Annotated in this window: 22 protein-coding genes, 1 tRNA gene and 1 pseudogene; 20 read left to right on the top strand and 4 right to left on the bottom strand. The window is 29.7% G+C overall.

Annotation, left to right across the window (positions count from 1 at the left end; translation table 11 throughout):
• Positions 1-40: 40 nt before the first annotated feature.
• Together L8W57_RS04415 and putP are read left to right on the top strand one after the other, a co-directional pair.
• Complete coding sequence (locus tag L8W57_RS04415) at positions 41-3,538, top strand: bifunctional proline dehydrogenase/L-glutamate gamma-semialdehyde dehydrogenase (protein ID WP_263662083.1); 3,498 nt, start codon at positions 41-43, stop codon at positions 3,536-3,538.
• A 12-nt stretch (positions 3,539-3,550) separates the two neighbouring features.
• Positions 3,551-5,032 (top strand): sodium/proline symporter PutP, encoded by a 1,482-nt coding sequence (putP, locus tag L8W57_RS04410; protein WP_220566430.1) that lies wholly within the window; start codon positions 3,551-3,553, stop codon positions 5,030-5,032.
• A gap of 24 nt (positions 5,033-5,056) precedes the next feature.
• Here putP and gltS read toward each other — a convergent pair whose 3' ends face one another.
• Both gltS and L8W57_RS04400 read right to left on the bottom strand, forming a co-directional pair.
• A complete protein-coding gene (gene gltS, locus L8W57_RS04405; RefSeq protein WP_263662081.1) occupies positions 5,057-6,247 on the bottom strand; it encodes a sodium/glutamate symporter in 1,191 nt (396 codons plus the stop codon).
• Positions 6,244-6,987, bottom strand: a complete 744-nt coding sequence (locus L8W57_RS04400) for a formimidoylglutamase (protein WP_263662108.1) — start codon at positions 6,985-6,987, stop codon at positions 6,244-6,246. Before L8W57_RS04400 ends, gltS begins: the two co-directional genes overlap by 4 nt.
• 384 nt (positions 6,988-7,371) lie before the next feature.
• Here L8W57_RS04400 and L8W57_RS04395 point away from each other — a divergent pair.
• Both L8W57_RS04395 and L8W57_RS04390 read left to right on the top strand, forming a co-directional pair.
• Positions 7,372-8,832, top strand: a pseudogene (locus tag L8W57_RS04395) (BCCT family transporter).
• 38 nt (positions 8,833-8,870) lie between these two features.
• The gene (locus L8W57_RS04390) at positions 8,871-9,998 is read left to right on the top strand and encodes a mandelate racemase/muconate lactonizing enzyme family protein (protein ID WP_263662080.1); all 1,128 of its coding nucleotides are present in this window, start codon (positions 8,871-8,873) and stop codon (positions 9,996-9,998) included.
• Positions 9,999-10,019: 21 nt separating this feature from the next.
• Here L8W57_RS04390 and yedF read toward each other — a convergent pair whose 3' ends face one another.
• Together yedF and yedE are read right to left on the bottom strand one after the other, a co-directional pair.
• Positions 10,020-10,247 carry a sulfurtransferase-like selenium metabolism protein YedF gene (yedF, locus tag L8W57_RS04385; protein WP_133319404.1) on the bottom strand — a complete coding sequence of 76 codons (228 nt, stop codon included), beginning with the start codon at positions 10,245-10,247 and terminating at the stop codon, positions 10,020-10,022.
• Positions 10,244-11,452: a selenium metabolism membrane protein YedE/FdhT gene (yedE, locus tag L8W57_RS04380; protein ID WP_263662079.1), complete on the bottom strand. Its 1,209-nt coding sequence runs from the start codon at positions 11,450-11,452 to the stop codon at positions 10,244-10,246. The genes yedF and yedE overlap by 4 nt, the downstream gene beginning before the upstream one ends.
• 155 nt (positions 11,453-11,607) lie before the next feature.
• Between yedE and L8W57_RS04375 the strand changes: the two genes are divergently transcribed.
• The 16 genes from L8W57_RS04375 (at position 11,608) to L8W57_RS04295 (ending at position 26,175) form a co-directional block, all read left to right on the top strand.
• A tRNA-Sec gene (locus L8W57_RS04375) sits at positions 11,608-11,705 on the top strand.
• A gap of 26 nt (positions 11,706-11,731) precedes the next feature.
• The gene (locus L8W57_RS04370) at positions 11,732-12,982 is read left to right on the top strand and encodes an adenylosuccinate synthase (protein WP_133319402.1); all 1,251 of its coding nucleotides are present in this window, start codon (positions 11,732-11,734) and stop codon (positions 12,980-12,982) included.
• Positions 12,979-13,398: a flagellar FliJ family protein gene (locus L8W57_RS04365; protein ID WP_133319401.1), complete on the top strand. Its 420-nt coding sequence runs from the start codon at positions 12,979-12,981 to the stop codon at positions 13,396-13,398. Before L8W57_RS04370 ends, L8W57_RS04365 begins: the two co-directional genes overlap by 4 nt.
• The gene (locus L8W57_RS04360) at positions 13,395-13,913 is read left to right on the top strand and encodes a MotE family protein (protein WP_165955271.1); all 519 of its coding nucleotides are present in this window, start codon (positions 13,395-13,397) and stop codon (positions 13,911-13,913) included. Before L8W57_RS04365 ends, L8W57_RS04360 begins: the two co-directional genes overlap by 4 nt.
• 63 nt (positions 13,914-13,976) lie before the next feature.
• The gene (locus L8W57_RS04355; protein WP_263662077.1) at positions 13,977-14,528 is read left to right on the top strand and encodes a DUF507 family protein; all 552 of its coding nucleotides are present in this window, start codon (positions 13,977-13,979) and stop codon (positions 14,526-14,528) included.
• A complete protein-coding gene (gene carA / locus L8W57_RS04350; protein WP_263662076.1) occupies positions 14,525-15,643 on the top strand; it encodes a glutamine-hydrolyzing carbamoyl-phosphate synthase small subunit in 1,119 nt (372 codons plus the stop codon). Before L8W57_RS04355 ends, carA begins: the two co-directional genes overlap by 4 nt.
• The gene (locus tag L8W57_RS04345) at positions 15,640-16,302 is read left to right on the top strand and encodes a sulfite exporter TauE/SafE family protein (RefSeq protein WP_133319397.1); all 663 of its coding nucleotides are present in this window, start codon (positions 15,640-15,642) and stop codon (positions 16,300-16,302) included. Before carA ends, L8W57_RS04345 begins: the two co-directional genes overlap by 4 nt.
• Before the next feature lie 108 nt (positions 16,303-16,410).
• Positions 16,411-17,877, top strand: a complete 1,467-nt coding sequence (ccoN, locus tag L8W57_RS04340; protein WP_039617631.1) for a cytochrome-c oxidase, cbb3-type subunit I — start codon at positions 16,411-16,413, stop codon at positions 17,875-17,877.
• 11 nt (positions 17,878-17,888) lie between these two features.
• Positions 17,889-18,554, top strand: a complete 666-nt coding sequence (gene ccoO, locus L8W57_RS04335) for a cytochrome-c oxidase, cbb3-type subunit II (RefSeq protein ID WP_133319396.1) — start codon at positions 17,889-17,891, stop codon at positions 18,552-18,554.
• Positions 18,555-18,562: 8 nt separating this feature from the next.
• A complete protein-coding gene (locus tag L8W57_RS04330) occupies positions 18,563-18,766 on the top strand; it encodes a cytochrome c oxidase, cbb3-type, CcoQ subunit (protein ID WP_133319395.1) in 204 nt (67 codons plus the stop codon).
• Entirely contained in the window at positions 18,766-19,644 is an 879-nt protein-coding gene (gene ccoP / locus L8W57_RS04325; protein WP_133319394.1) for a cytochrome-c oxidase, cbb3-type subunit III, read from the top strand. The genes L8W57_RS04330 and ccoP overlap by 1 nt, the downstream gene beginning before the upstream one ends.
• Positions 19,644-19,856: a DUF4006 family protein gene (locus L8W57_RS04320; RefSeq protein ID WP_133319393.1), complete on the top strand. Its 213-nt coding sequence runs from the start codon at positions 19,644-19,646 to the stop codon at positions 19,854-19,856. The genes ccoP and L8W57_RS04320 overlap by 1 nt, the downstream gene beginning before the upstream one ends.
• A 100-nt stretch (positions 19,857-19,956) precedes the next feature.
• Complete coding sequence (locus tag L8W57_RS04310) at positions 19,957-20,532, top strand: hypothetical protein (protein WP_133319391.1); 576 nt, start codon at positions 19,957-19,959, stop codon at positions 20,530-20,532.
• Positions 20,533-20,534: 2 nt separating this feature from the next.
• Positions 20,535-21,047 (top strand): FixH family protein, encoded by a 513-nt coding sequence (locus tag L8W57_RS04305; protein WP_263662073.1) that lies wholly within the window; start codon positions 20,535-20,537, stop codon positions 21,045-21,047.
• Complete coding sequence (locus L8W57_RS04300; protein ID WP_263662071.1) at positions 21,047-23,434, top strand: PD-(D/E)XK nuclease family protein; 2,388 nt, start codon at positions 21,047-21,049, stop codon at positions 23,432-23,434. Before L8W57_RS04305 ends, L8W57_RS04300 begins: the two co-directional genes overlap by 1 nt.
• On the top strand, positions 23,431-26,175 hold the full coding sequence (locus L8W57_RS04295; RefSeq protein ID WP_263662070.1) for a RecB-like helicase: 2,745 nt from the start codon (positions 23,431-23,433) through the stop codon (positions 26,173-26,175). The genes L8W57_RS04300 and L8W57_RS04295 overlap by 4 nt, the downstream gene beginning before the upstream one ends.
• The last annotated feature ends 17 nt before the right edge of the window (positions 26,176-26,192 follow it).

The raw sequence follows: 26,192 nt of genomic DNA, 5'->3' as shown, positions 1-26,192 counted from the left end.
TTGTATCATAAAAGATATTAATTACTAAATGGAGGAAGAAATGATACAAAAAGCTTTGCAATTAGCTGAAGAATTACAAAGAAAAATAGAAAGTAATATCTCTCAAAGTGAAAAAGAATTTCACGCCAAAATGCAAAAACTTTTAAACAATCCTAAAAATAAAGTGATGTTGATTGAACTTTTAGATCGCTCTTTTAGATGTAAAGATAAAAGTGCGAGTTTTGAGCTTATAGAGCATACTTTAAACAAATATGGTATAGCAGATTTTTTTAGTGCTTTTGAAAAATTTTTGCTTTTTTCATTTTTAAATTTTGGAAAATTTGCGCCAACTCTTAGTGTGCCATTTTTCATTAAGCATTTAAGAGAAGATACTAAAGCTATGGTTTTAGATGCAAATCCTAGTGTTTTAGAGCCTCATATGCGTAAAAGAAAAGATGAAGATAAAATTACCTTAAATGTAAATTTAATTGGTGAAGAGGTTTTGGGTGAGGCTGAGAGTGCTTATAGAGTAAAAAAATATGAAGAAGCATTAAAAACAAGCTATATTACTTATATTTCAATTAAAATCACTACCATTTTTTCTCAAATTAATATCATTGATTTTGAATACTCTAAAGATGAAGTGGTAAAAAGATTGGATAAATTATATGCTCTTGCTTTAGAAGAAGAAAAAAAGCAAGGTGTGTCTAAATTTATCAATCTTGACATGGAGGAATTTAGAGATTTAGAATTAACCGTTGAAGCTTTTATGGAAAGTATTGCAAAGTATAATATTAAAGCAGGTATCGTTTTACAAGCTTATCTTCCTGATTCTTATGAATATTTGAAAAAACTTTTTGCTTTTTCAAAAGAAAGAGTTTTAAAAGGTATGAAGCCTATAAAAATTCGCTTTGTTAAAGGAGCGAATATGGAAAGTGAAGAAACTATAGCTTCGCAAAGAGGTTGGGCTCTACCTACTTTTTATAAAAAAATTGACACAGATAGTAATTATAAGAAAATGCTCGATTTTGTCTTAGAAGGCGATAATTATAAATATATTAATGTAGGTATTGCGAGTCACAATTTATTTGAAATTGCTTATGCTTATACTAGAATTTCACAAGCAGGAGCTTTATCATCTTTTACTTTTGAAATGCTTGAAGGTATGAGCTTGCAATGCTCTTATGAGCTTTCTAAAATGCATGATCTTATACTTTATGCACCGGTGTGCGATGAAGCGCATTTTAATAATGCCATTGCTTACTTAGTAAGAAGACTTGATGAAAATACTAGTGAAGACAATTTCATGAGATATTTTTTCAACCTTAAAATCAATGATAAAAATTGGCAAATGCAAAAAGAATTATTTATAAAATCTTTAGAAGGCGTTGCTAGTTTGGATAATTCTACTCATAGAACTCAAGATAGAAATAATGAAACAAAGGCTATTAGTTCTTATGAGAGTAAAGAATTTAAAAACGAACCTGATACAGATTTTATCTTAAAAGCAAATAGAGAGTGGGCTAAAAATATAAGAACTAAATATGAAAATTTAGAAAATTATGATGTCTATCCGGTTGCAAAAGAGGAAATTAAAAATGAAAATTTACAAGTAATAGAAGTTAAAGATAAAATCAAAAATCGCACTATAGGTAAAGCACATTTAGCAGGCCAAAAAGAGATTAAATATGCTTTAGATGTAGCTAAGAGCTCAAATTTTAGTGATTTAAGTCATGATGAAATTTATAAAATTTTAGCAAAAACTGCTCAACTTGTTAGAGATCGTAGAGGAGATTTAATGGGTATAGCAGCTTTAGAAGTAGGAAAAACTTTCTTAGAGATTGATCCTGAAGTTAGTGAGGCTATAGACTTTTTAGAATTTTACCCACATTCTTTGGAAAAACTAAAAGAGCAAAATCCAAATACTACTTTTAAAGCAAAAGGCATAGGTGTGGTAATTGCACCATGGAATTTTCCAGTAGGTATTTCAGTAGGAACCATAGCAGCACCTTTGGCTGCAGGTAATAAAGTAATATATAAGCCATCATCTTTATCCATGCTAACAGGTTATATGCTTTGTAAATGCTTTTGGGATGCGGGAATTCCAAAAGATGCTTTGATTTTCTTACCTGCTAAAGGTAGTGATATATCAAAATACTTGCTTGTTGATCAAAGTGTGAAATTTTCAGTATTAACCGGTGGAGAAGAAACTGCTTATGCAATGCTCAAAGCTAATCCAACCTTACTTTTAAGTGCTGAAACAGGCGGTAAAAATGCAACTATTGTTTCTAAATTTGCTGATCGTGATAGTGCGATTAAAAATATCATTCATTCAGCATTTTCAAATTCAGGTCAAAAATGCTCTGCTACTTCTTTACTTGTTTTGGAAGAAGAAGTTTATGAAGATGAGGAATTTAAAAAGACCTTAGTAGATGCTGCTAGTTCTATGGCGGTTGGAAATCCATTTGTATTTAAAAATAAACTTGGAGCTTTAGCAGATAAACCAGATGTAAAACTGCAAAAAGCATTAGATGAGTTAGCTCCATATGAAAGTTGGGCTTTAAAGCCTAAATTTGTAGATGATAATCCTTATCTTTTAACTCCAGGGATTAAATATGGTACAAAAAAAGGTGATTTTACACACATGAATGAGCTTTTTGCGCCAATTTTAACTGTAATGAAAGCAAAAGATTTAAAAGAAGCTATTGATATAGTAAATTCTACAGGTTATGGACTTACAGCAGGATTTGAAAGTTTAGATGAGAGAGAATGGGAATACTTCCACACTCACATAGAGGCAGGAAATATTTACATCAATAAACCAACAACAGGAGCTATAGTTCTTAGACAACCTTTTGGTGGTATTAAAAAATCAGCCATTGGTTTTGGTAGAAAAGTTGGAATTTATAATTACATCACCCAATTTTTAGATATAGAGCAAAGTCAAGCTGATCAAAATGTTTTAGACAATGAATTAGCATCAAATTTAAATGCTTTAAGCTTGGATTTAAATGAAAAAGATAAAGCCGATTTTGAAGTCATTAAAGCTATGGCAAGAAGCTATGCTTATCATGCAAAACATGAATTTGCAAGTGCAAAAGATTATGTCAATATAAGAGGTGAGGATAATATTTTCTCTTATACAAAGGTTAAAAATATTGCTTATAGAGTACATAAAGATGATAGTTTAAAAGATATTTTAGGAGTTATTTTAGCAGCTAGTGTGCTAAATATTGATCTTATTTTAAGTTATGATGAGCATGAAAAAATAGATCTTGTGCAAAAGATTAATCAAAAAATTAGTTCAAAAACTTTATTCCTTAAAGAAAGTAAAGAAAATTTCATTAGCAAAATAGCTGATTATGAAAGAATTCGTTATTTTGCTCCATTAAATATTAATGATGAAATTTTCATAAAAGCAGCAAGTTGCGCAAAAATCATTGCCAATGCTAAGCCTTTAATGAACGGACGTTTTGAGTTGCTTTTATATCATAATGAAAAAGCTTTAAGTATATCTTTCCACCGTTATGGAAATTTAGGCATTCGTGCTTTAAAATAAAAAGGAGAAAAAATGGAGGTTGTACACATTAATACTCAAATTGCGATAATGTTTGTCGCATATTCAGCATTAATGCTTTTTATTGGATTTTATTTTTATAAACAAAATAAAAACTCAGAGGATTATTTTTTAGGTGGTCGTTCTATGGGGCCGGTAGTTTCAGCACTTAGTGCTGGAGCTTCTGATATGAGTGGTTGGCTTTTAATGGGTTTACCGGGAGCTTTATATGTAAGTGGTTTAGCTGAAAGCTATATTGCAATAGGTCTTAGTATAGGAGCATTTTTAAACTGGGCTTTTGTAGCAAAAAGACTTAGAATTTATACTAGTGTGATTGCAAATTCTATTACAATTCCAGATTATTTTGAGACAAGGTTTGATGATGATAAGCATATATTAAGAGTGGTTTGTGCTATTGTTATTTTGATTTTCTTTACTTTTTATGTTTCTTCAGGACTCGTAGGTGGAGCAAAGCTTTTTGAAGCAACTTTTGGAATCCAATATGATTATGCACTTACTACAGGAACTGTGATTATAGTTGCTTATACATTTTTGGGTGGATATAAGGCAGTTTGTTGGACGGATTTGATTCAGGGTTTATTAATGATGAGTGCCTTGATTATCGTACCTATAGTGATGATTTATCATTTGGGCGGCTTTAGTGAAGCTGTTAATATAGTCAAAGAAATTAAGCCAAATACTTTTTCTATGGGGGAAGGATTAAGCTTTTTGGGTATAGTTTCAGCGCTTTCTTGGGGGCTTGGGTATTTTGGTCAGCCACATATTTTGGTGCGTTTTATGTCTATAAGATCAACTAAAGATATTCCAACTGCTACTTTTGTAGGAATTTCTTGGATGGTTATATCTTTAATTGGAGCTTGTTTGATAGGTATTTTAGGTATAGCTTATGTGAGTAAATTTGAGCTTAGTTTGCAAGATCCTGAAAAGATTTTTATCGTAATGTCGCAATTGCTTTTCAATCCTTGGATAGCAGGTGTTTTATTAAGTGCTATTTTGGCAGCTATTATGAGCACAGCAAGTTCGCAATTACTTGTTTCAAGTTCAACTATAGCAGAAGATTTTTATAAAAGAATTTTTAACAAAGAAGCGTCCAATAAAACAGTGATGACTTTGGGTAGATTTGGTGTTTTAGCAGTAGCTGTGATAGCTTTTATTATTTCTACTGATAAAAACTCAAGCGTATTAAGTATAGTAGCTTATGCTTGGGCAGGGTTTGGAGCAAGTTTTGGTTCTGTAATGCTCTTTTCGTTATTTTGGTCAAAAATGACTAGATATGCTGCTATTGCAGGTATGATTACCGGTGCAGTTGTAGTTGTAGTATATAAAAATTTCTTAGCAGAGTGGCTTGATTTTCCTATTTATGAAATCATTCCAGGATTTTTAGCTGCTTCTGTTGTGATTATTTTAGTGAGCATGGTAACTAAAGTTCGCCCAGGAACTAAAGCAGCTTATGAAACAATGCTAAAACATCTCTAATACTCTCGCAATATGCGAGAGTAACTATGAAAAAATATTAATCAAATAAGTATTTAAAGGTATTGCAACAATATCAATTAAAACAGCACCGCATAAAGGTACTATTAAAAAAGCTTGTCTTGAAGTTAAATTATATCTAGAACAAACTGCATTCATATTTGCTACTGCATTTGGTGTTGCACCTAGACCATGTCCCATAAGTCCGGCACACATAATCGCACTATCATAATTTTTTCCGCATAATCTAAAAACTATAAAAATTGTAAAGAATAGTAAAGCTAAAACTTGCACAATCAAAGTAATAAAAAGAGGTGTAGCAACAGCACTTAGTTCGTTTATTTTTAAATTTATCATAGCCATAGTTAAAAAAATACCAAGGCTTAATTCACTTATAGTATCTATTGTATATTGATTTAGCTTGAAAATATTAAAAGAATCATTAATATTTCTTACAACAATAGCAACAAGCATGGCACCAACATAACTAGGCAAAGAATAGCCGCTATATTGTGTAAATTTGGAACTTAAAAAAAGTCCAATACACATAATACATAATATTAAAAATAAAGATTTTAAAAAATCTTTATAATTTGCATTGTGAATTTCATGCTTTAGAGGATCTATATCTTTAATATCTTGATTAGTTGTGATTTTTAATTTGTGTTTATTTATAAGATATTTTGCTACAGGACCTCCGAGCAAAGACCCTGAAATCAGTCCAAAGGTTGCCGCTGCCACTGCTAAAACTTTAGCGTTATTTAAGCCACTTAATTCTTCAACCATACCTCCAAAAGCTATAGCATTTCCATGTCCTCCTTCCAAAGAAACAGCACCACATAAAATTCCATATAGTTTATTTAAATCGAATAAACTCATCATGGAAATGCCGATAAAATTTTGCATTAAAGCCATAAACCAGCAACAACCTAGATAGATTAAAAGTACTTTTCCTCCTACTTTTAAGAGTTTAAAACTTCCACTTAATCCTATTACGGTAAAAAAAGCTACCATTAAAGGAGTTTGTAAACTTGTATCAAAATCAACTTTAATCTCAATAAAACTTAAAATCCAAATGATTATACTGATTAAAAATCCACCTATAACTGGTGCGGGAATGCAAAATTTTTCTAAGATTAAAAAACGTTTTTTCAAAAACATACCAAACAATAAAACCCCGATACTAATAGCCAATACACTTAAACTATCAAATTTCATATCATTCCTTTACTTAATAAAAAATATGCTAGATAAGCAGCGATTTTTGCAGTGTGATTGTCTATATCAAATTTAGGATTAAATTCACAAATATCTGCTAAAGCAACTTTTTTGCTTTCAAAAATAATTTTTATCGGAGTTAAAATTTCTTTTAAATTGATACCAAAAACAGCAGGGGCGCTTACAGCAGGAGCTATGCTTTGTGAAAATACATCCATATCAATACTTAAATAAACAACTTCATTTTGTTTTAAGAAATTTTTAATGACTTCTATACATTTTTCAAATTCAGTATCTAAAACATAACTTGCTTTCATATTATCCATAGTTTGAAAAAGTGCTTTTGTGTTAGATAATTTACTTACACCCAAGCAAAGATAAGAAAAATCATAATTATTTTCTTTTGCATATTCATAAGCTTTGTAAAAAGAATTTCCAGAAGTATGTAACTCCTGAATTCTTACATCAAAATGTGCATCAAAATTTATAACTCCTACACTTTTTTTGTAATCTAAAAGCGCTTTAATACAAGCTAAAGATGTTTCGTGTCCACCTCCTAAAATTACACCATAATGATTATTATGTAAAATTTCTAAGCACTTGTGATAAAGTAGTTCATCGCCTAATTCTAGGGTATCAAAATTTTCAATATCTCCTAAATCATCAAAATCAAAATCATCATGTATAGCAAAATTTGCCATATTCTTTCTTATAATTTTTGGTGCTAATTCACTTCCAATTCTACCATTATTTCTCTACACACCCAATGATGAACAAAAGCCTAATAATTTATTATTTGAAGAGTGATTTAAACATTTAAATAATCGTTTATGGATAATTTCATCACCATCATTTCTCCCTTGCCACATGTATTCCTCCTTTTTTGTGTTTAATTTCAATGTAAGATATTTTTTTAAATATTTTTGTATTTTGAGAAATAACATTATTTATTTGTGTATTTTAGTAGCAATAATTTATTGATTAAATAATTTTTTATTATAGTAAAAAATATTTGAAAATACTAAGGTATGGCTTTTAATGCATTTATGATAAAAGTTTCTTTAAGTTTTATTTTAAAATAAGAAAATACTATATATTTACTACTTGAAACAAAAAGGAGATTTATGCAAAAAAATAATCAAAAAACTTATGATTTATTTTTGATAGTGACATCTATCTTGGCGGTTTTTATGGTGATTGTAATTTTACTTATAAATCCTAGTAAAGCTTTAGAAGTAGCAAATTTTCTTTTTAGTAAGCTTACACATATGTTTGGCTCATTTGTTCAACTTTTTGAGTTTATTTGTGTAGTTTTTATTTTCTACTTGGCTTTTTCTAAAATAGGTAATATTAAATTAGGCGATGGGATAAATCCTTATTCAAATACTGCTTGGATTTTTATGTTTATTTGTGCAGGACTTGGATCTGCTACTATGTATTGAGCATTTATGGAATGGGCATATTATTATTTAGCACCTGGATTAAATATTACTCCAAAATCTACAGAAGCTTTAAGAAGTGCAACTTCTTTTGTGTATTTGCATTGGGGTATTACGCCTTGGGCTGTATATGCTTTAAGTTCTATTGCAATGTGTTTTCATTTTTATATTTTTAAAAATAAAAATTTAAAAATTTCAAGTTTAATAGCAAATATCTTGCATATTAATCAAAATATAGTGCTTGATAAAATCATCGATGTTGTGTTTTTATTTAGTACTTTTGGTGGACTTGTGCTTACTACAACCCTTTCTATAATTACAATTAGTGCTGGACTTTCTGGAATTTTTGATATTAATGATGGTTTTTATTTAAAATTTATTCTTTTAGCTATTGTTACAGCTGTTTTTACCTTTTCTAGTTTTGTTGGATTATCAAGTGGTATGGCAAAACTTGCTAAAATATCTTGTATCTTGTGTTTTGTGTTTGCAATATTGGTATTTATTTTAGGAGATAGTGTATTTATATTAAATAATATAATAAATAGTATAGGGGTATTTTTTAGTAATCATGTTTCAATGAGCTTATATAATGATATTGCTGGTGTAAGTAGCTTTAATTCTGATTGGACAGTTTTTTATTGGCTTTATTGGATTACTTACACTCCTGCTGTTAGTATTTTTGTGACAAAAATTTCTAAAGGAAGGACCATTCGTCAAGTAATTTTTGGTCTTATTGTGGGTGGATGTATTGGGACTTGGTTTTTCTTTGGAGTTTTGAGTTCATATGCAATAGATATTTTTCAAAGTGGAATCTTAGATGTTCCAAATTTTATTAGTTCAAATGCTGGAGAAGCTGGAGTGGTAGCATTGATAAAAACACTACCATTTGGTACTATTTTTGCTCTTTTTTATTTCCTGCTTATGATGGTATTTTTGGCTTCTCATATGGATGCTACTGCATTTACTATTTCTTGTGTAAGCACAAAAATAGATAGTGAAAATCCTAGTAAATATTTAAAAGTTTTTTGGTGTATTATGCTTGGATTAATTCCTCTAGCAATGCTTTTATATAAATGCAGATTTAAATACCTTAAAAGTTGCAGTTGTTTTGAGTGCTGCTCCTTTTTTGGTAATACTTGCTATTAGCTTTTATGGGCTTATTAAATGGATAAAAAGGATGGATAATGAAAATTACTAAGGTTGAACCTATATGGTTAAGGACAAAAACTTTTGATGAGTCTTGTGAGTGGGGTGAAGATGCCTTTATATTAAGAATTTATACAGATAATAATCTTTATGGAATAGGGGAAAGTGATAGTGCTGCAGCAGTTTTAAAGATAATGTTTGAGCAACCTAGTACTCATGGATCTTGCAGAAATTTAAGTGAAATTTTAATAGGACAAGATCCAAGAAATATTAAGAAGATTATGGATGATTTGATTGAGGGAAGTGCGTATTATGGACTTAGCGGAGCATTAATTTGTGCTTTAAGTGCAATAAATATTGCTTTATATGATTTACTTGGAAAAATTTATGGTGTAAGTGTAGCTACTATACTTGGTGGAAAAAGAAAAGACTTTTTAAATGCATACGCTACTTTTATTCCGAGTAAAAATATGGAAGAAAATATTTCTAGAGTAAAATACTTAAAAGAAGAAGGTTTTAAACTATTAAAATTTGGTGGTGCAGGCTTTGGTAATAATGCATTATCTGATAAAGAGATTATCAAGAATATTAGAGGTGCAGTGGGTGATGATATTAAACTTAGTATTGACTTAGTAGGGCTTTGGAAAAATTTTTCTTATGCAAGAGAAAGATTTTTGGAAATTGAAGAATATAACTTAGAGTGGATAGAAGAACCAGTTAGTGCAAATAATTTTTATGATTATGCAAGACTTAGCGAACACTTACCTTGTAAGATTACGGGTGGAGAGAGTTTTTACACGCTAAATGAGTTTGAAAATTTTATTAAAAAGTCAAAAGTTTCTATTGTGCAACCTGATATTACTAGATGCGGTGGTTTTGACACTATGTTAGAAATTGAAAAAATATCTTTAAAATATGGTTGTGATTTAGTCCCGCATGGTTTTTCTACAGGAATTTTACTTGCTGCTACGGTGCAGTTTCTAGCAAGTACTAAATATTGTAATTTGATAGAGTATTCTCAATCAACAAGTGTGCTTTTTACTCATTTGGTGAAAAATTTAATCCCTTGCAAAGATGGTATAGTTGAAGTCAATGATGCCGTGGGTATAGGAGTGATATTGGATGAAAATTTAATAGAAAAATATCGTATAAATATAAAGATTTGAGTAAATACTCAAATCTAATTTTTAAGGTTTTTGAATTAAAAATCTAAGCGTTGGTCCATCTTGATCTATCTCTAAAATTTCAAATCCGCGATTTTTCGCATCTTGAGGTATAGAATTAATACTTTGTGGGCAATCACATAAAATTTCTAAGACCTCACCTGATTTTAATTCTTTTAATGCATCAATGGTAGCTATAGCAGGATATGGGCATGCCTCACCTTCTAAATTTAAACTATAATGAATAATCATAATTTTCCTTTGTTGTGTTGGAAGAATAATCTTTTAAATTTTAAAACAAACAAAAATAAAATAGCAAACAAAGCTAAATTGATTAATAAGGCATTAAAATAACCAAAATCATTTAAAAGATGAATTTTTATACCATTTGTTAGTATTTTTGGGAAATGATCATAATTTAAAGCTAAGATCATAGTACCGATGATATTGGCAATACCCACTATAATAAAATGACTTTGTCCCTCGCAAGCTCTATATATCCAACCACACTCGCATCCTCCGGCAAAAACTATTCCAAATCCAAATAAAAAAGCACCTATAGCAAGGTTTGGTGATATTTCTATTACTTTACTAGTATGCCCTTGTAATATAAAAGCAAAAGCTATTAAACAAGCTATGATCATACCTATTAAAGCGCCTTTTATAGCATTGTCTCTACCAAATAAAAATAAATCTCTAAAGCAAGAAGTGAAGCAAATTTGAGCCCTAGAAATGATAAAACCAAAAACAAAACCAAATATTAACGCTAAAGGAAAAAAACTTTCTTTGTTTTTAATATCAATATTTTGTTTTTGTAGTATAAATACAACATAAGTTATAAAAATTATAAATACACCAAGTCCTATGTAAAAATATATTTTTGAAATTTTATTTTGTGTTTTTAATTTTTGATTTTCTTTGCAAACGCGTTGTAACTTTGCTTTTGGCTTAAATAAGGCAAGATTACAAACCTTAACACCTAGATAAATTCCTAAAATCATAAATAAAGTAAAAACCCAAGTATGTAAAGAAAAATAAGGTAAACCTGTAAAGAAATTTGCTAAATTACAACCAAAAGCAAGTCTTGCACCAAAGCCTGATAAAATTCCTCCTATAATAGCTTGAAAAATTCGAATTTTGCTAGCAGGCAAACGCCATTTAAATTTATTTGCTAAAAATGCAGCTACTAAGCATCCTATAAACATACCTATGAGCATGATACCATCAATTCTTGTTAAGGGACTGCCACTTAAATTTTGCTTTTGGTAGTAAGTGTAGGAGCTTAAATCCATACCAAAAAATTCTAAAATTTCTCCACCCCAGCGTGTCATTTCACCTGTAACAGCCCAAACACTGCCAAAAATTCCAAAATAAATAGCACTTAAAATTCCAAGTATAATCATGCCTTTGGAATTATCCCAAAAATTTATAAAAAAAGATTGTTTGAAAGAATGCATTGATATATCCAAAAATTGTAATTGTCAAAACTTGACACTGAAAAACAAACATTATAACTAAAAAATATAATATTTCAAAGTATTTTTACGCGCTTATAATTTCATATGTTTAATTTTTGTTTCAATTAAAAATATTAAGATATAATATCATTTTTGGAAGGTTAGCTTATCTGGTGATGGCCACTGACTTCAAATCAGATGAAAGGGTAGTTGACTACTTTTTGGGGAGTTCGATTCTCTCACCTTCTCGCCAAATTTAAGTCAAAATGGAGTTTTTTTATGAGTAAAGCAGATATTGTCGTTGGTATCCAATGGGGTGATGAAGGTAAGGGTAAGATAGTTGATAAACTATGTGAAAATTATGATTATGTTTGCAGAAGCGCAGGTGGACATAATGCAGGTCACACTATATGGGTTGATGGTATAAGATATGCTTTACATTTAATGCCATCAGGTGTTTTAAATAAGCAATGTATTAATGTTATAGGTAATGGAGTTGTAGTTAATCCTGATGTATTAATTAGTGAAATGGCTCAATTTGAAAATTTAGAAGGAAGATTATTTATAAGCGATAGAGCTCATTTAAATTTAAATCATCATGCTTTGATTGATCAAGCAAGAGAAAGACTTAAAGGCGATAAAGCTATAGGAACAACAGGCAAAGGCATAGGGCCAAGCTATGAAGATAAAATAAGTCGTAATGGACATAGAGTAGGGGAATTGCTAGAGCCTGAAAAACTTTGTGAAAATTTAATGAAAGATTTTGAACTTAAAAAAACTTATTTTGATGTTTTAGGTATTGCAATGCCTAGTTATGATGAAATTTTAAAAGATTTAAAACGCTTTAAAGAAGTGCTAGCGCCATATATTACAGATACTACAAGAATGCTTTGGAAAGCTTTAGATGAGGATAAAAAAGTATTGTTAGAAGGCGCGCAAGGTTCTATGCTTGATATTGATCATGGAACTTATCCTTATGTAACTAGTTCAACGACTATTTCAGCTGGAGCTTTAAGTGGTTTGGGATTAAATCCAAAAGAAATTGGAAAAGTTATAGGCATAGTAAAAGCTTACACAACAAGAGTGGGAAATGGAGCTTTTCCAAGTGAGGATTTAGGTGAAGATGGTGAAAAAATAGGACTTATTGGTAAAGAAATCGGAGTAAGCACAGGTAGAAAAAGAAGATGTGGTTGGTTTGATGCGGTTGCGGTAAGATATACTGCAAGATTAAATGGCTTAGATACTTTATCATTAATGAAACTTGATGTATTAGATGGTTTTGAAAGTGTTAAAATCTGTAAAGCATATGAATATAAAGGACAAGAAATAGACTATGTACCTTGTGATTTAGAAAACGCTAAGCCTATTTATGAAGTAATGGAAGGTTGGGATAAAGTTGCAGGGATTAGAGATTATGATTTGCTACCTGAAAATGCTAAAAAATACATTAAGCGTTTGGAAGAATTAAGTGGCGTTAGAGTAGGTTATATCTCCACAAGTCCTGAAAGAGAAGATACCATCATTTTATGAAAAGCAAATATTCTTCTGTGATTAAGCTTAGAAAACAACAGCTTGATAAAGCAGAGGCAAATTTGACTAGAACAAGACAAAAGCTTTTGTTGTGTGAAGAAGAATTTAAAGAAGCTTTAAAAACATGCGAAAGCTTGACTTTGGCTGATAAAGGTTCGGTGGCTTTGTTAAGATCGTCTTTAAAAATGCAAGAGATTGCAAGAGAGGGTAAGCAAAGAATTAAACAAAAATTAGACCTAACTAAAAAAGAACTTGCACATCATCAACATTTATACAAAAAGGCTCATTTGGAATTTGAAAAAATTAAGGTTTTAGAAAATGAAGAATTAAAAAAAATCCAAAAAGCCTTACAAAAAGAAGAAGAAAAATTTATAGATGAACTTGCTATAACAAGACATTTTAATAAGGATAAATGATGAAAAAAATAATATTTTTATTGATTTTCTTAAATTTTGTAAATGCACAGCAAAATTGCGAGCAGTATTTTGAAGCAAGAAAAGAGCAAATGCAAGAGCAAATTAGAGAATATGATGAAGCAAGACAAAGTTTAGAGGCTTATAGAGCTTCTTTTGAAGCTTTGCAAAAAGAAAAAATGCAAGCTTTGGAGCAAAAAGAAGCTGATGTTAATGCAAGTTTAGAGCAAATAAAAAGTTTAAAAGAGCAAAATGAGCGTATATTAGAAGCGACTAAACAAAATCTTCAAGTTATTAATGATAAAACTATGGGGCGTATCACAGAAATTTATGCTAAAATGAAAGATGTGGCCGTGGCAGGTATATTAAGCGAAATGGAACCGGATGAGGCTTCAAAAATTCTACTTTCGCTAGATCCTAGAAAAATTTCATCCATTATGGCCAAGATGGATCCAAAAAAAGCTTCCGATTTAACACTACTTTTAAAAAATTTAGATCAAAATGCAAGTTCGCAGTAAGTTTTAAGCAGTTTTTACCTTTTTTTTAGTATTATTTCAAAATAAAAATAAAAAGGTGAATAAATGCGTATCAAACCAGCTCATATACCTTATATAGCAAATAAAATAATACTTGATTTAATGCATTCTTCTTTTGTTAAAATTAAAGATGATAGTCAAAAACTTTTAAAAACAGCAAAAGAAATTATAGAAATAGATGTTTTAAATGAGCGTAAACTTGATGAAAAAGCAAAAGAAATTTTAGAAAGCCAAGAAGATGAAATTGAGTTTATGCAAATAGATAGAAAAAGTATGTTTTGGATGATTAAGAAAAAACTAGCAAATGAGTTTAAATTTATGCTTGATAGTGAAGATAGATACAATAATCTTTCTCATAAAATTTTAGAAAATTTAGTGGAAGAAGATTTGATAAACTACAATGTATCAGAAAATCGCGTGAAAAATCTCATTTTTTCAAGTATTATGTCTTATTTAAAAGAGTATGAAAATTTAGAAGATTTAGTCTATGAAAAAATTTCAAATTATAAAAGAAAACTTATTCTAGGTTCTGAAGAATATGAATTGGTATTTGAAAAGCTATATCAAGAAGAGCTTAGAAAAAAGGGACTTTTATGAAAGCATATATTTATATAGAGAATGATGTTTTTTTAAGCGCAAAGGCTTTTGGACAAAGTGGAACTTTTTTTGGAGAGCTTGTTTTTAATACTTCTTTGACAGGCTATCAAGAAATTATTTCTGATCCATCATATGCAGGTCAGTTTGTAGTATTTTCAATGCCAGAAATTGGTATAGTTGGTATTAATGATGAAGATAATGAAAGTAAAAATGTATTTGCTAGCGGAATGATTATAAGAGAATTAAATGAAGATTATTCTAATTTTAGAGCCAATGATTCTTTAAGTGCTTATTTGAAAAAGCATGAAAAAATAGGGCTTTGTGAAATTGATACTAGATTTTTAGTTAAAATGATCAGAGATCAAGGAAATTTGAGAGCGGTAATATCTACTGAAATTAAGGACAAAGAAGAGCTTAAAAAAATGCTTCTTTCTAGTGCTAAAATTGATGAGGTAAATTATGTAGCACAGGTTAGCACTAAAAACTCTTATAAACATAGTAAAGGTGCTTGGGATCATAGCAACAAAGCTTATGAGAATGTAAAAGCAAATGGTAAAAAAGTAGCTGTGATTGATTATGGTGTAAAAGAAAATATTTTAAATGAGCTTGTAAGTGTTGGACTTGAGGTGGAGGTTTTTCCTTATAATACCAAGGCAAAAGATTTGATTGATTTATATCAAAAAGGTAAAATTCATGGTGTATTTTTATCCAATGGACCAGGTGAGCCAAAAATTTTAAAAGATGAAATCGCAGAGATTAAAAAACTAGCAGAAGCTAAAATTCCTATGCTTGGTATTTGTTTGGGACATCAACTTTTAAGTAATGCTTTTGGTTATGAAACTTATAAAATGAAATTCGGCCAACATGGAGCAAATCATCCTGTTATTAACCTTACTAATAACACAGTAGAAATTACAGCACAAAATCATAATTATAATATTCCTGAAGAAATAGCAGAGGTTGCAACTATTACTCATAGAAATTTGTTTGGTGATAATGTAGAGGGTGTGAGATATAAAAATTATCCTATTATATCGGTGCAACATCACCCAGAAAGTTCTTCAGGACCACATGAGAGCAAGTATATTTTTAAAGAATTTTTAGAGCTTTTGTGAGTTTAGATTTTATTGCTTTAGCAAGTATAGCTTTTCTTTCTAGTTTTGGGCATTGTTATGGAATGTGTGGAGGTTTTGTTTTAGCTTATACTCAGCTTTCAAAGCAAATTAAACTCCCTTTTTTTCTTTTAATTTTCTCATATCATCTATCTCGAATTTTTGCTTATGTTTGCTTGGGTATATTTTTTGGAGTTTTTGGAAGCTTGCTTTCATTTAGTGAATTTTCAAAAGGCATAATGTTTTTTATAATTGGAATTTTTATGATAACATTAGCACTTGCTTTGATTTTTAAAGGAAAATTTCTAAGTTTTTTTGAAAATTCTTTATTTTTTGAATGCGTAATTAAAAAAAACATCTCTAGATTGATTCAACAAAAATCTTTCAAGAGTACTCTTTTTTTAGGATTTTTAAATGGCTTTGTGCCTTGTGGTTTGGTGTATTTTTATATAGCCTTTGGAATGAGTGTGCAAAGTGTGTATTTATCGGCCTTAATTATGCTTGTTTTTGGTTTTTCAACTTTACCAGCATTGATATTTCTTGCGTATTTTTCTAAAACATTAAATGAAAAATTTCAAAAAATAGCTAGTTTAATTTCCTATATTTTAATTTTTTGTTATGGTGTGTATTTTTCTTATATAGGCTTTGTTTTTACGCGATAATTTATTAATAAATAATAAATAATTAGACATAGTTTAAGCTAAAAAAGATATTAGGTATCGTATAATATAAAGATCGCATAATTGCAGAAAAAAACTTAAGGAGAGGAAATGCACCCAGGAAATGCATTAAACTATGACTATACGGTTGCTAAATATTTTATGTTTGCTACCTTATTGTTTGGTGTTATTGGTATGGCTATTGGAACGCTTATTGCCTTTCAGATGGCTTATCCAGATTTAAATTATTTAGCCGGTGAGTATGGTACTTTTTCAAGACTTAGACCATTGCACACTTCAGGTGTAATTTTTGGTTTTATGCTCTCAGGAATTTGGGCTACTTGGTATTATATTGGTCAGCGTGTGCTAAAAGTTAGTATGGCAGAATCAAGCTTTTTAATGTTCATTGGTAAATTGCATTTTTGGCTTTACATGATCACTATGATTATAGCTGTTATTACTTTATTTGCAGGTGTTAGCACTTCAAAGGAATACGCAGAGCTTGAATGGCCACTTGATATATTGGTAGTTTTAGTTTGGGTTTTATGGGGTGTAAGTATTTTTGGGCTTATTGGAATTCGCCGTGAAAAAACTTTATATGTTTCACTTTGGTATTATATAGCTACTTTCCTAGGTATAGCAATGCTTTATTTATTTAACAATATGGCTGTGCCTACTTATTTTGTGAGTGGAATGGGTGATTGGTGGCATAGTGTTTCTATGTATGCAGGGACAAACGATGCATTAGTTCAATGGTGGTATGGACACAATGCAGTTGCATTTGTATTCACTGTTGGTATTATCGCTCAAATTTATTATTTTCTACCAAAAGAAAGTGGACAACCAATTTTCTCATACAAATTATCTTTATTTGCATTTTGGGGCTTAATGTTTGTTTATTTATGGGCAGGTGGACACCACTTGATTTATTCTACAGTGCCTGATTGGATGCAAACTATGGGTTCAGTTTTTTCAATTGTTCTTATTTTACCTTCTTGGGGTTCAGCAATTAATATCTTACTTACTATGAAAGGTGAGTGGAGTCAATTAAGAGAAAGCCCATTAATCAAATTTATGATTTTAGCTTCAACTTTCTATATGTTCTCAACTTTGGAAGGTCCTATTCTTTCTATTAAATCAGTTAATGCATTAGCACACTTTACAGATTGGATTCCAGGACATGTTCATGATGGTACTTTAGGTTGGGTTGGCTTTATGACTATGGCTGCGCTTTATCACATGGTGCCTAGAATGTTTAAAAGAGAATTATATAGTAAATCGCTAATGGAAGCTCAATTTTGGATCCAAACTACAGGTATAGTATTGTACTTTAGTTCTATGTGGATAGCAGGTATTACTCAGGGTATGATGTGGAGAGCTACAGATGAGTATGGTAACTTACTTTATACTTTCATTGATACCGTTGAAGCTATTATTCCTTATTATTGGATTAGAGCTGTAGGTGGCTTGTTGTACTTAGTAGGATTTTTCATGTTTGTTTATAATATTTATAAATCAATTTCAGTGGGTAGAGTGCTTGATAAAGAGCCAAAAAGTGCTTCACCTATGGCAGCATAAGGAGGAAAAATATGTTTAGTTGGTTAGAAAAAAATCCATTCTTTTTTGCTGTGGCAGTATTTATAGTGATCGCATATGCAGGTATTGTGGAAGTTTTACCTGATTTTGCTCAAAATGCAAGACCAATTGAAGGTAAAAAGCCTTATACGGTTTTACAACTTGCAGGACGCCATGCTTATATTAAAGAAAGTTGCAATGCATGTCATTCACAACTTATTCGTCCTTTTAAATCAGAAACAGATCGTTATGGTATGTATTCAGTTAGCGGTGAATATGCTTATGATAGACCATTTTTATGGGGTTCAAAAAGAACTGGACCTGATTTATTGCGTATAGGTAATTTTAGAACTACAGATTGGCATGAAAATCACATGTGGGATCCAGTTTCAGTTGTTCCTGGTTCTATTATGCCAGCTTACAAACATATGTTTAGCAATAATGCAAATATAGAAACAGCTTATGCAGAGGCACTAACTGTAAAAAAAGTTTTCAATGTTCCTTATGATGTTGAAAATGGTACAAAACTTGGTACTTGGGAAGAAGCTCAAGCAGAAGTTAAAGCAGAAGCCCAAGTTATAGTAGATCAAATGAAAAATCAAGATGTTAAAGATGCGTTTGCTAGAGGTGAAATTAGAGAAATTGTCGCTTTGATTGCGTATCTTAATAGCTTGAAATAGGAAAAATTATGGATTTAGAACTAATAAGAGAGTTGCAAGCTTATGGCTTTTTTGCCCTTGTAGTATTCTTAGTGGTAGTTTTGTATTCTTATTGGTTTCATTTGTATAGATCTGAAAAAACAGGTAGAAGAAACTATGAAAAATATGCTGATTTAGCATTACATGATGAAATTGGCGATCGTGTTTTAGAGCAAAATAAAAGGAGTGCTTAATGCAATGGTTGAACTTACAAGATAATGTTAATTTATTATCTTTTATTGGAGCAATTCTTATCATATTGATTACGCTTGTTGTGGTAGGAAAATTGTTTAAAAGTATGAAAGAAGAAAAAAGTCAGGGTGAGCTAAGTGAACATAGTTGGGATGGTATAGGTGAATATAAAAATCCTATACCACTTGGCTGGGCTGTGGTATTTTTCTTAGCTATAGTATGGTGTATATGGTATTTTCTTTGGGGGTATCCTTTAAATAGTTATTCTCAAATTGGTCAATATAATAAAGAAGTACAAGCGCATAATGAGAAATTTGCACAAAAATTTGCAAATTTAAGCAATGAAGATAAGCAAGAAATGGGTAAAAATATCTTTTTAGTTCAATGCTCTTCTTGTCATGGTATTACAGGTGATGGTATCAATGGAAAAGCTCAAAATCTTAATGTTTGGGGTTCAGAAGAGGGACTTATAGAAGTAATTACTAAAGGTTCTAAGGGCTTAAATTATCCTATGGGTGAGATGTTAAGTGCAGCAGATAATGGTATAGATGAAGCTGATATTCCTGCAATTGCTGCTTATGTTGCTTCTGAAATTTCAGCAATTAAAAAAACTGAAAATCCTCAACTTGTAGCAAAAGGAAAAGAATTATTTGTCACTTGTACAGTATGTCATGGTGAAGATGGAAAAGGAACTATTGATGGTCAATTAGTGGCTCCAGATTTAACAAAATATGGTAGTGCAGAATTTGTAGTAGATGTTTTAAATCGTGGTAAAGCAGGTAGTATAGGTGTAATGCCTCATTTTAACAATGGCTTGTTAAATGAGCTTCAAAAAGAAGCAGTTGGCGAATATGTGATTTCTCTTTCAAGGGGCGAATAATGGAAAATTCAAACAGATGTGTATTTTCACTTTCAGGCGTTAGCGGAATGTTAATAGCAACTATTTTATTATTATCGATTTTAGCAGGATTAACTATTTTGGGTCTAAAAACACAACAAGATGTTATGCAAAAACCTTATAAAATAGAAAATGCAGAACAAATTAAAATGTTTGACTCTAAAAGAGAAGAACATATCATTATAAAGGAATGATTATGGCAAAAGTTCTTGAATATTTAATCATAGCCGGTTTAGTTGTAGCGGCTGGAATCACTGCTTGGTCGGTTTTAACTGCAAATCATCTTTTTATAGGATGAAAAATATATTTAAAGGCGGTTTTTTAGCCGCCATTTTTATTTGTTTTGCTAATTTTTTACATGCTGAAATATTATTAAATGATAATATCTTAAACACTGCGATAGAACAAAATATCACTACAAGTTCTGGACAAATTTATGAATTAACTGGAGTAAATATCGCTTTAGCATTAAGTGATAAAAAAGATTTTGAAAGTTTAAAAAATTATGAAGCTAATTTAAGTAAGCCATATATTTTACTTGTATTTTCTAAAGCTTCACATAAGGTAGATATACTTGCAAGCGATGATGCTTTGGCTTTTTTTGATAAAGAAGGTGTTTTGAGTCCTTATCCTGAAAAAGGAACAATTTTACCTATACTTGCAAATCCTAAACAAAAAGATATTTATAATGCAGCTATTTTAAATGGTTATGCAGATATAGCCGATCAAGTAGCAAATTATTTTAATATAAAACCTTTTTATGGAAATTCAAATCGTGATACTTTAAATATCATGAGAATTTTAATCTATGGATTTTTATGTGTTGCAATTTTAATGCTAGTTCAAAGAAAAATCAAAAGGAGAAAATAAAAATGGAAAATAAGAAAACATTTTGGCCTTATGGTATTTTGATTTCTTTGGGGCTTATTGTTATGGCTTGTATTGTTACGATTTTTATTGCAAGCAAGGCTCCTGTGTATGAAGATAATTTTTATTTTGATTCTTATCAAAATGTAGAGTTAAATTATAATGAAATTCAAAACAGACAAAAGACTTTTGATGAAAATTTTAAGCTAAGCATTAAAGACAAAGAAAGCTTTATGCATAAGAAAAATCAAGTTTATTATATCAATGAAGGGCAAAATGAGCTTAGGATTGCAATTGAAAATTTAAAAGATTATGATTTAAGTAAGCTTCAAATCCAAACTTTACTTTCGCGTCCACATACAAATGTAAATGATGAAAATTTGCAAGTAAGATTAGAAGGAAGTGATTTGGTGTTTGATTTTAATATCAAAGAAAAAGGTGTTTGGCAAATACTTTTAAAAATCACTCAAGATGAAAATAGTGTAGGATTTTTTAAATTCTTTTTGCAGACTAAATAATGAAACTTTTTGTATTTAGCTCACTAAGAGCTTTAAGAAAGTATTATGAGAAAAAACTACAGGTTGATAGTTTAGTAGAGCCGGCTATGAGTATAGCCGAATTTATACAAAAGTTAGTTTTTTCTCCGCATTTTCAAGCAACACACTATGAGTGTTTACTTTTGATGAAAAAGGCTTGCGAGCAAACTAAAAATTTAGAGCAAAGCTTAAAAATACCGAGTAATTTTTTTGCTTTCTTAAAAAATAATGCTTATTTATTTAGTTTCTTTAAAGAGCTTAGTTTAGAAAAAAAAGATATCAACTCATTAAAATTTCATGATGCTTACGCTCAGTATGATGAACATTTGCAAATTTTAGAAGAACTTTTTAAAAATTATCTTACCTTGTTAAAAGAACAAAATCTATATGATGATATTTCTTTGCCGCTAGATTATGAAATTAATAGTGATTTTTTAAAAAATTATGATGAGATTATTTTTGATTTTCAAGGTTTTTTAAATGCCTTTGAAGTAGAGCTTTTGTTAAAAGTTAAGGAAATACTTCCTCTTAAAGTGCAGTTTAATTGCACTAAATTTAATAAAGATTTTTTAAATACTCTTAGCTTTTTACAAGGACTTTCTCTTAAGGCAAATTATGCTTATTTGTTTGATTTAAATCAAAAAACAATTTTAAAAGAAGAGTGCTTTTTTAAAGAAAGTAAAATTAGTTATAAAAGTTTTCATTTAAGATCTTTACAAGCTGCTTTTGTTTTTGAAAAAATTAATTCTTTTTTAAAATCCGGTATAAGCGCAAAAGATATTGTAGTGATTACACCTGATGAGAATTTTGTAGATATTTTAAGACTTTATGATAAAAACAATGTTTTAAATTATGCAAGTGGAGAAAGTATTAAAAATACACTTTTTTATCATAGATTAAAGTCTTTGTATGAAAGTGCTAAAGATGATGAGTTTGAGTATGAAGAAAATGAAGAATTTTATGAAAGGTGTAATTTAAACAAACATTTGTGTAATTTACATTTTTTTTCTTCTAGTGTTGATTTTACAGAGTTTAAAAAGCTTTTTGATGAAAATATTTCTTATGATTTTTTTGAGAATTTTATTTTTAATTTGCTAGAAGATAGTGATGAGGAGTTAAAAAGTTATATACATCAAGAGCTTATTTTTATCAAAGAGCTTGTAAAAACACACGAGTTAAGCTTTGTGCAAATTTTAGAATTATTTTTCATGCAAATTGATGGTATAAAATTAAGTAGTGTTGGTGGTGGTGAAGTTACTGTAATGGGACTTTTAGAAAGTAGGGGACTTAGATATGACGGGGTGATTATAGTTGATTTTAATGATGAATTTATCCCAAAAAGAGTTTCAAGTGAGTTATTTTTAAACAATGAAATTCGCAAAAAAGCAGGACTTATCACTCATGCTCAAAGAGAAAATTTACAAAGACATTATTATTATACTTTAATAGCCAAGGCAAAATTAGTTGGAATTTCTTATGTGGAAAATGAAGAAAAAATCAAATCAAGATTTTTAAACGAACTTGAACTTCCATTTTATGAAGACAAGACTTATAGTAATAATGCTTATGTGAAATATTTTCAAACTTATCCATGTACTTTTAATCTTGAACCTATTGTAAGTATTAAAGCAAAACACGATTATTTTCAAAGGGATCTTTCTTTTTCAAGATTTCATCTTCTTGTGCATTATGGTTTGGATTATTATTATAAATATGTTTTAAGATTAAAAGAGCCAAAGACTTTAGATGATACACTTAGAGCAAATGAGCTGGGGAGTTTTATCCATAAGGCTTTAGAACTTTATTATACACAAAAATCTAAAAATCATTTTGATTATGAAGTTTTTATGCAAGTGGTAAAAAGCATTAAACAATACCGAGTTGATGCGCTAAATTTAGCTTTAATACAAACTATATTTAAAGAATTCCAAACACTTGAAAATGAGCATTTTAAGCAAGGTTATGTGGTAGAAAAATGTGAATTTAATCCACCAAGAAAAGAATTTATTGCAGAAAATGGAGTGAAAATTCACGCCATAGGCTTTTTAGATAGAGTAGATAATAATGGCAATGAAAGATTGATTATAGATTATAAAAGTGGTAAGGCAGATGAAAAGTCTTATCAACTTGCTTTTTATAAGTTTTTATTAGAAAATCAAAATGCCTTATTAAATACAAAAGCTTGTTTTTATGATCTAAAAAATATCAAAATCATACATGAAAATGCTAAAAGTAAGAGCGTACAAGAACTGAAAGATTTACTTAATGAGCTTGCTAAAGAGCCTTTGGAAAAAGAATTTTTTAATCAAAAAAACGACAATACTTACAGCCCTTATACCATGCTTTATAAAAAGGAGTTTAAGCTTTGAGTTATCATTTTGAGCCTTTTTTAGCTTTGGAAGCTAGCGCAGGAAGTGGAAAAACTTTTGCATTAAGTGTGCGTTTTGTAGCTTTGGTTTTAATGGGAGCTAAGATTAATGAAATTTTAGCCCTTACTTTTACTAATAAAGCTACAAGTGAAATGAAAGAAAGAGTTTTTAAAACCTTTTTAGAATTTGATGTGCTTGAAAATGGAGAGAATAAAGCAGAATGTAATGAGCTTATGAAAATGCTAGGTAAAAGTAAAAATGAGCTTATAGCTTTAAGAGAAAAATACAAAGATGAGTTTTTAAGATCTAAGCTTAATATCTACACTTTTGACAGCTTTTTTTCACAAATCATTCGTTCTTTTGCTTTAAATTTAGGTCTTATGAGTGATTTTGATATTATAGAAAGTCAAGATAGTTATAAAAATTTCATTTCTAAATTAGATGAAGAAGAACTAAGGGCTTTAGCTTATTACATTGTCCAAACAAAAAGTAAAAGTGATTTTTTGCAAAATCTTGAAAGCTTGTATGAAAGATCTTGTGAGATAAATTCTATACAAAATGCACATTTTCCAAATAAAACTTTTTTGGAAAAAAGCTTAAGTGAGTTTATAACTTATGCAAGAAATTTAAGTACAGATAAAAACTATCAAAAAAATTTTGAATTTGAAAACATAGAAGATTTCTTTACTAAACCTATTATTTGTGATTTAGATAAAAAGTATTTTGTAAAAGTCATCGATAGTGAATTTTTACAAAAAAGAGCAGAGTTTTTACAAAGCGCAAAAGAGTATTTTACTCAAATGGAAAATTATCGCATTAGTATGCTTGCAAAGCTTTTGAAGCATTTTAAAGAAGCAAGAAATGAAAACAATGCTAAGCAAAATGCATTGACTTTTTCAGATATAGCTTTAAAAACTTATGAGTTAATTAGTGATGAAACTAATAAAGATTTGATTTATTTTAGACTTGATGGTTATATTTCGCATTTATTAATCGATGAATTTCAAGATACTAATGTTTTGCAGTATCAAATTTTAAAACCCATCATTGCTGAGCTTGTTTCAGGCGAGGGAGTGAAAAAAAATAGAAGCTTTTTTTATGTGGGGGATAAAAAGCAAAGCATATATGGTTTTAGAGGGGGTAAAAAAGAGCTTTTTGATAAGCTTTTAAAAGATTTTCCACAAATTAAATTAGAGCATTTAGATACTAATTATCGTAGTAAAAAGATTATTGTTGATTATGTAAATGAAGTCTTTAAAGATAAATTTTTTGATAGCTTTTTAAATCCTAGCTTTACTTTGCAAAAAAGCATTAAAGAAGGTGGATATGTGGAAGTTTTACAAAATCATATCCCGCTAAAAAGTTCTTTGCATGAAGCAAGTGGTAAAGAAGTTTTAAAGATCATTCAAAAGCTTTTAGAAAAAGGCTTAAAGCTTAGTGAAATTTGCATTTTGGTATGGATTAACAAAGACGCTACTTTAATGAAAGAATTTCTTGAAGAAAATGACATTAAAGCTTATACGCAAAGCAATGTAGCTTTGATGGATTGTATTAGTGTAAGAGTGCTTTTTGAGTATGCAAAGGCTTGTGTGCTTAAAGATGAGTTTAGTTTGTACTTTGCAAGTAGTATTTTAGAAAAAGAGCTTGAGTTTATCACGCTTGATTTAAACCGCAGTGTAGGTGAGATTTTAAAATACCTAGTACATGTTTTAAAACTTGACTTAAGTGATGTTAATCTCATTGCATATTTAGAGTATGCAAGTGCTTTTGATAATTTTTTTGATTTTTTGTTTGCTCCATGCGAGTTAAAGTCTTTACAAGTTCAAGATGATGGAGTAAGTATTATGACTGTGCATAAATCTAAGGGGCTTGAATTTGAAAATTTAATCGTACTTGATAGACTTAGTAAAAAAGCTCCGGATAATGAAACTTTAATGTTTGAGTATGATTTAGAGCAAGGTTGGGAAGTAAAATACAGGCATAGTGCTAGAAAATATCTTGAAGATCAAAATTACAATACCTTTTTAGCTAAAAGAGAAAAACTTCAAGCAGAAGATGAGATAAATTGTCTATATGTAGCGCTTACTAGAGCTAAAAACTCTCTTTTTATTATAAAAAATGATGAGAGTTTTAAAACCTTTAAGAGTTATTTTCAAGACTATGAAGAAAAACAAATAGGTATTATAGAAGAACAGCTTTCAAAAACAAATGAGCCTTTAGAAAATTTAGAACAAATAGAAAACTTTGAAGAATTTCAAAAGGTAAATTTGCAAGAAGTTAAAGTAAAAAGTCATCTTTCAAGCGCACAAATACATTTTGGTTTGGCTTTGCATGAGTTTTTGCAATATTTTGATTTTAACACTAAAAGCAATTTTGAATTTTGCAAGCAAATGGTGTATAAAAAATATCGTTTTTACTTAGATGATGAAGGTTTTAATGAGCTTTTTAAAAGACTTACTATGCTTTTAAAAGATGAGAGCTTTAACGCGCTTTTAGCGGGTAAAAAGCTACTAAAAGAGCAAATCATCACTTATAAAGGTGAGCAAAAACAGCTTGATATGCTTGCATTTGATGATAATGAAGCTATCATTATAGACTATAAAACGGGTTTAAATTTAAACGAGCATAAAAAGCAAGTTTTACTTTACAAAGAAGCCATAGAAAAAATCTTAGCCAAGACTTCCACTAAGGCTTTTTTGGTATATGTTTTAAAGGATAAAGTGGAGATAGCGGAGGTTTAATAATCTATTTTATTAAA

Source organism: Campylobacter sp. IFREMER_LSEM_CL1890, from assembly GCF_025772045.1.
GTDB classification, from domain to species: Bacteria; Campylobacterota; Campylobacteria; order Campylobacterales; family Campylobacteraceae; genus Campylobacter_D; species Campylobacter_D lari_D.
Note: the sequence above shows the minus strand (reverse complement) of the source record. Positions and strands in the feature narration are given on the sequence as shown.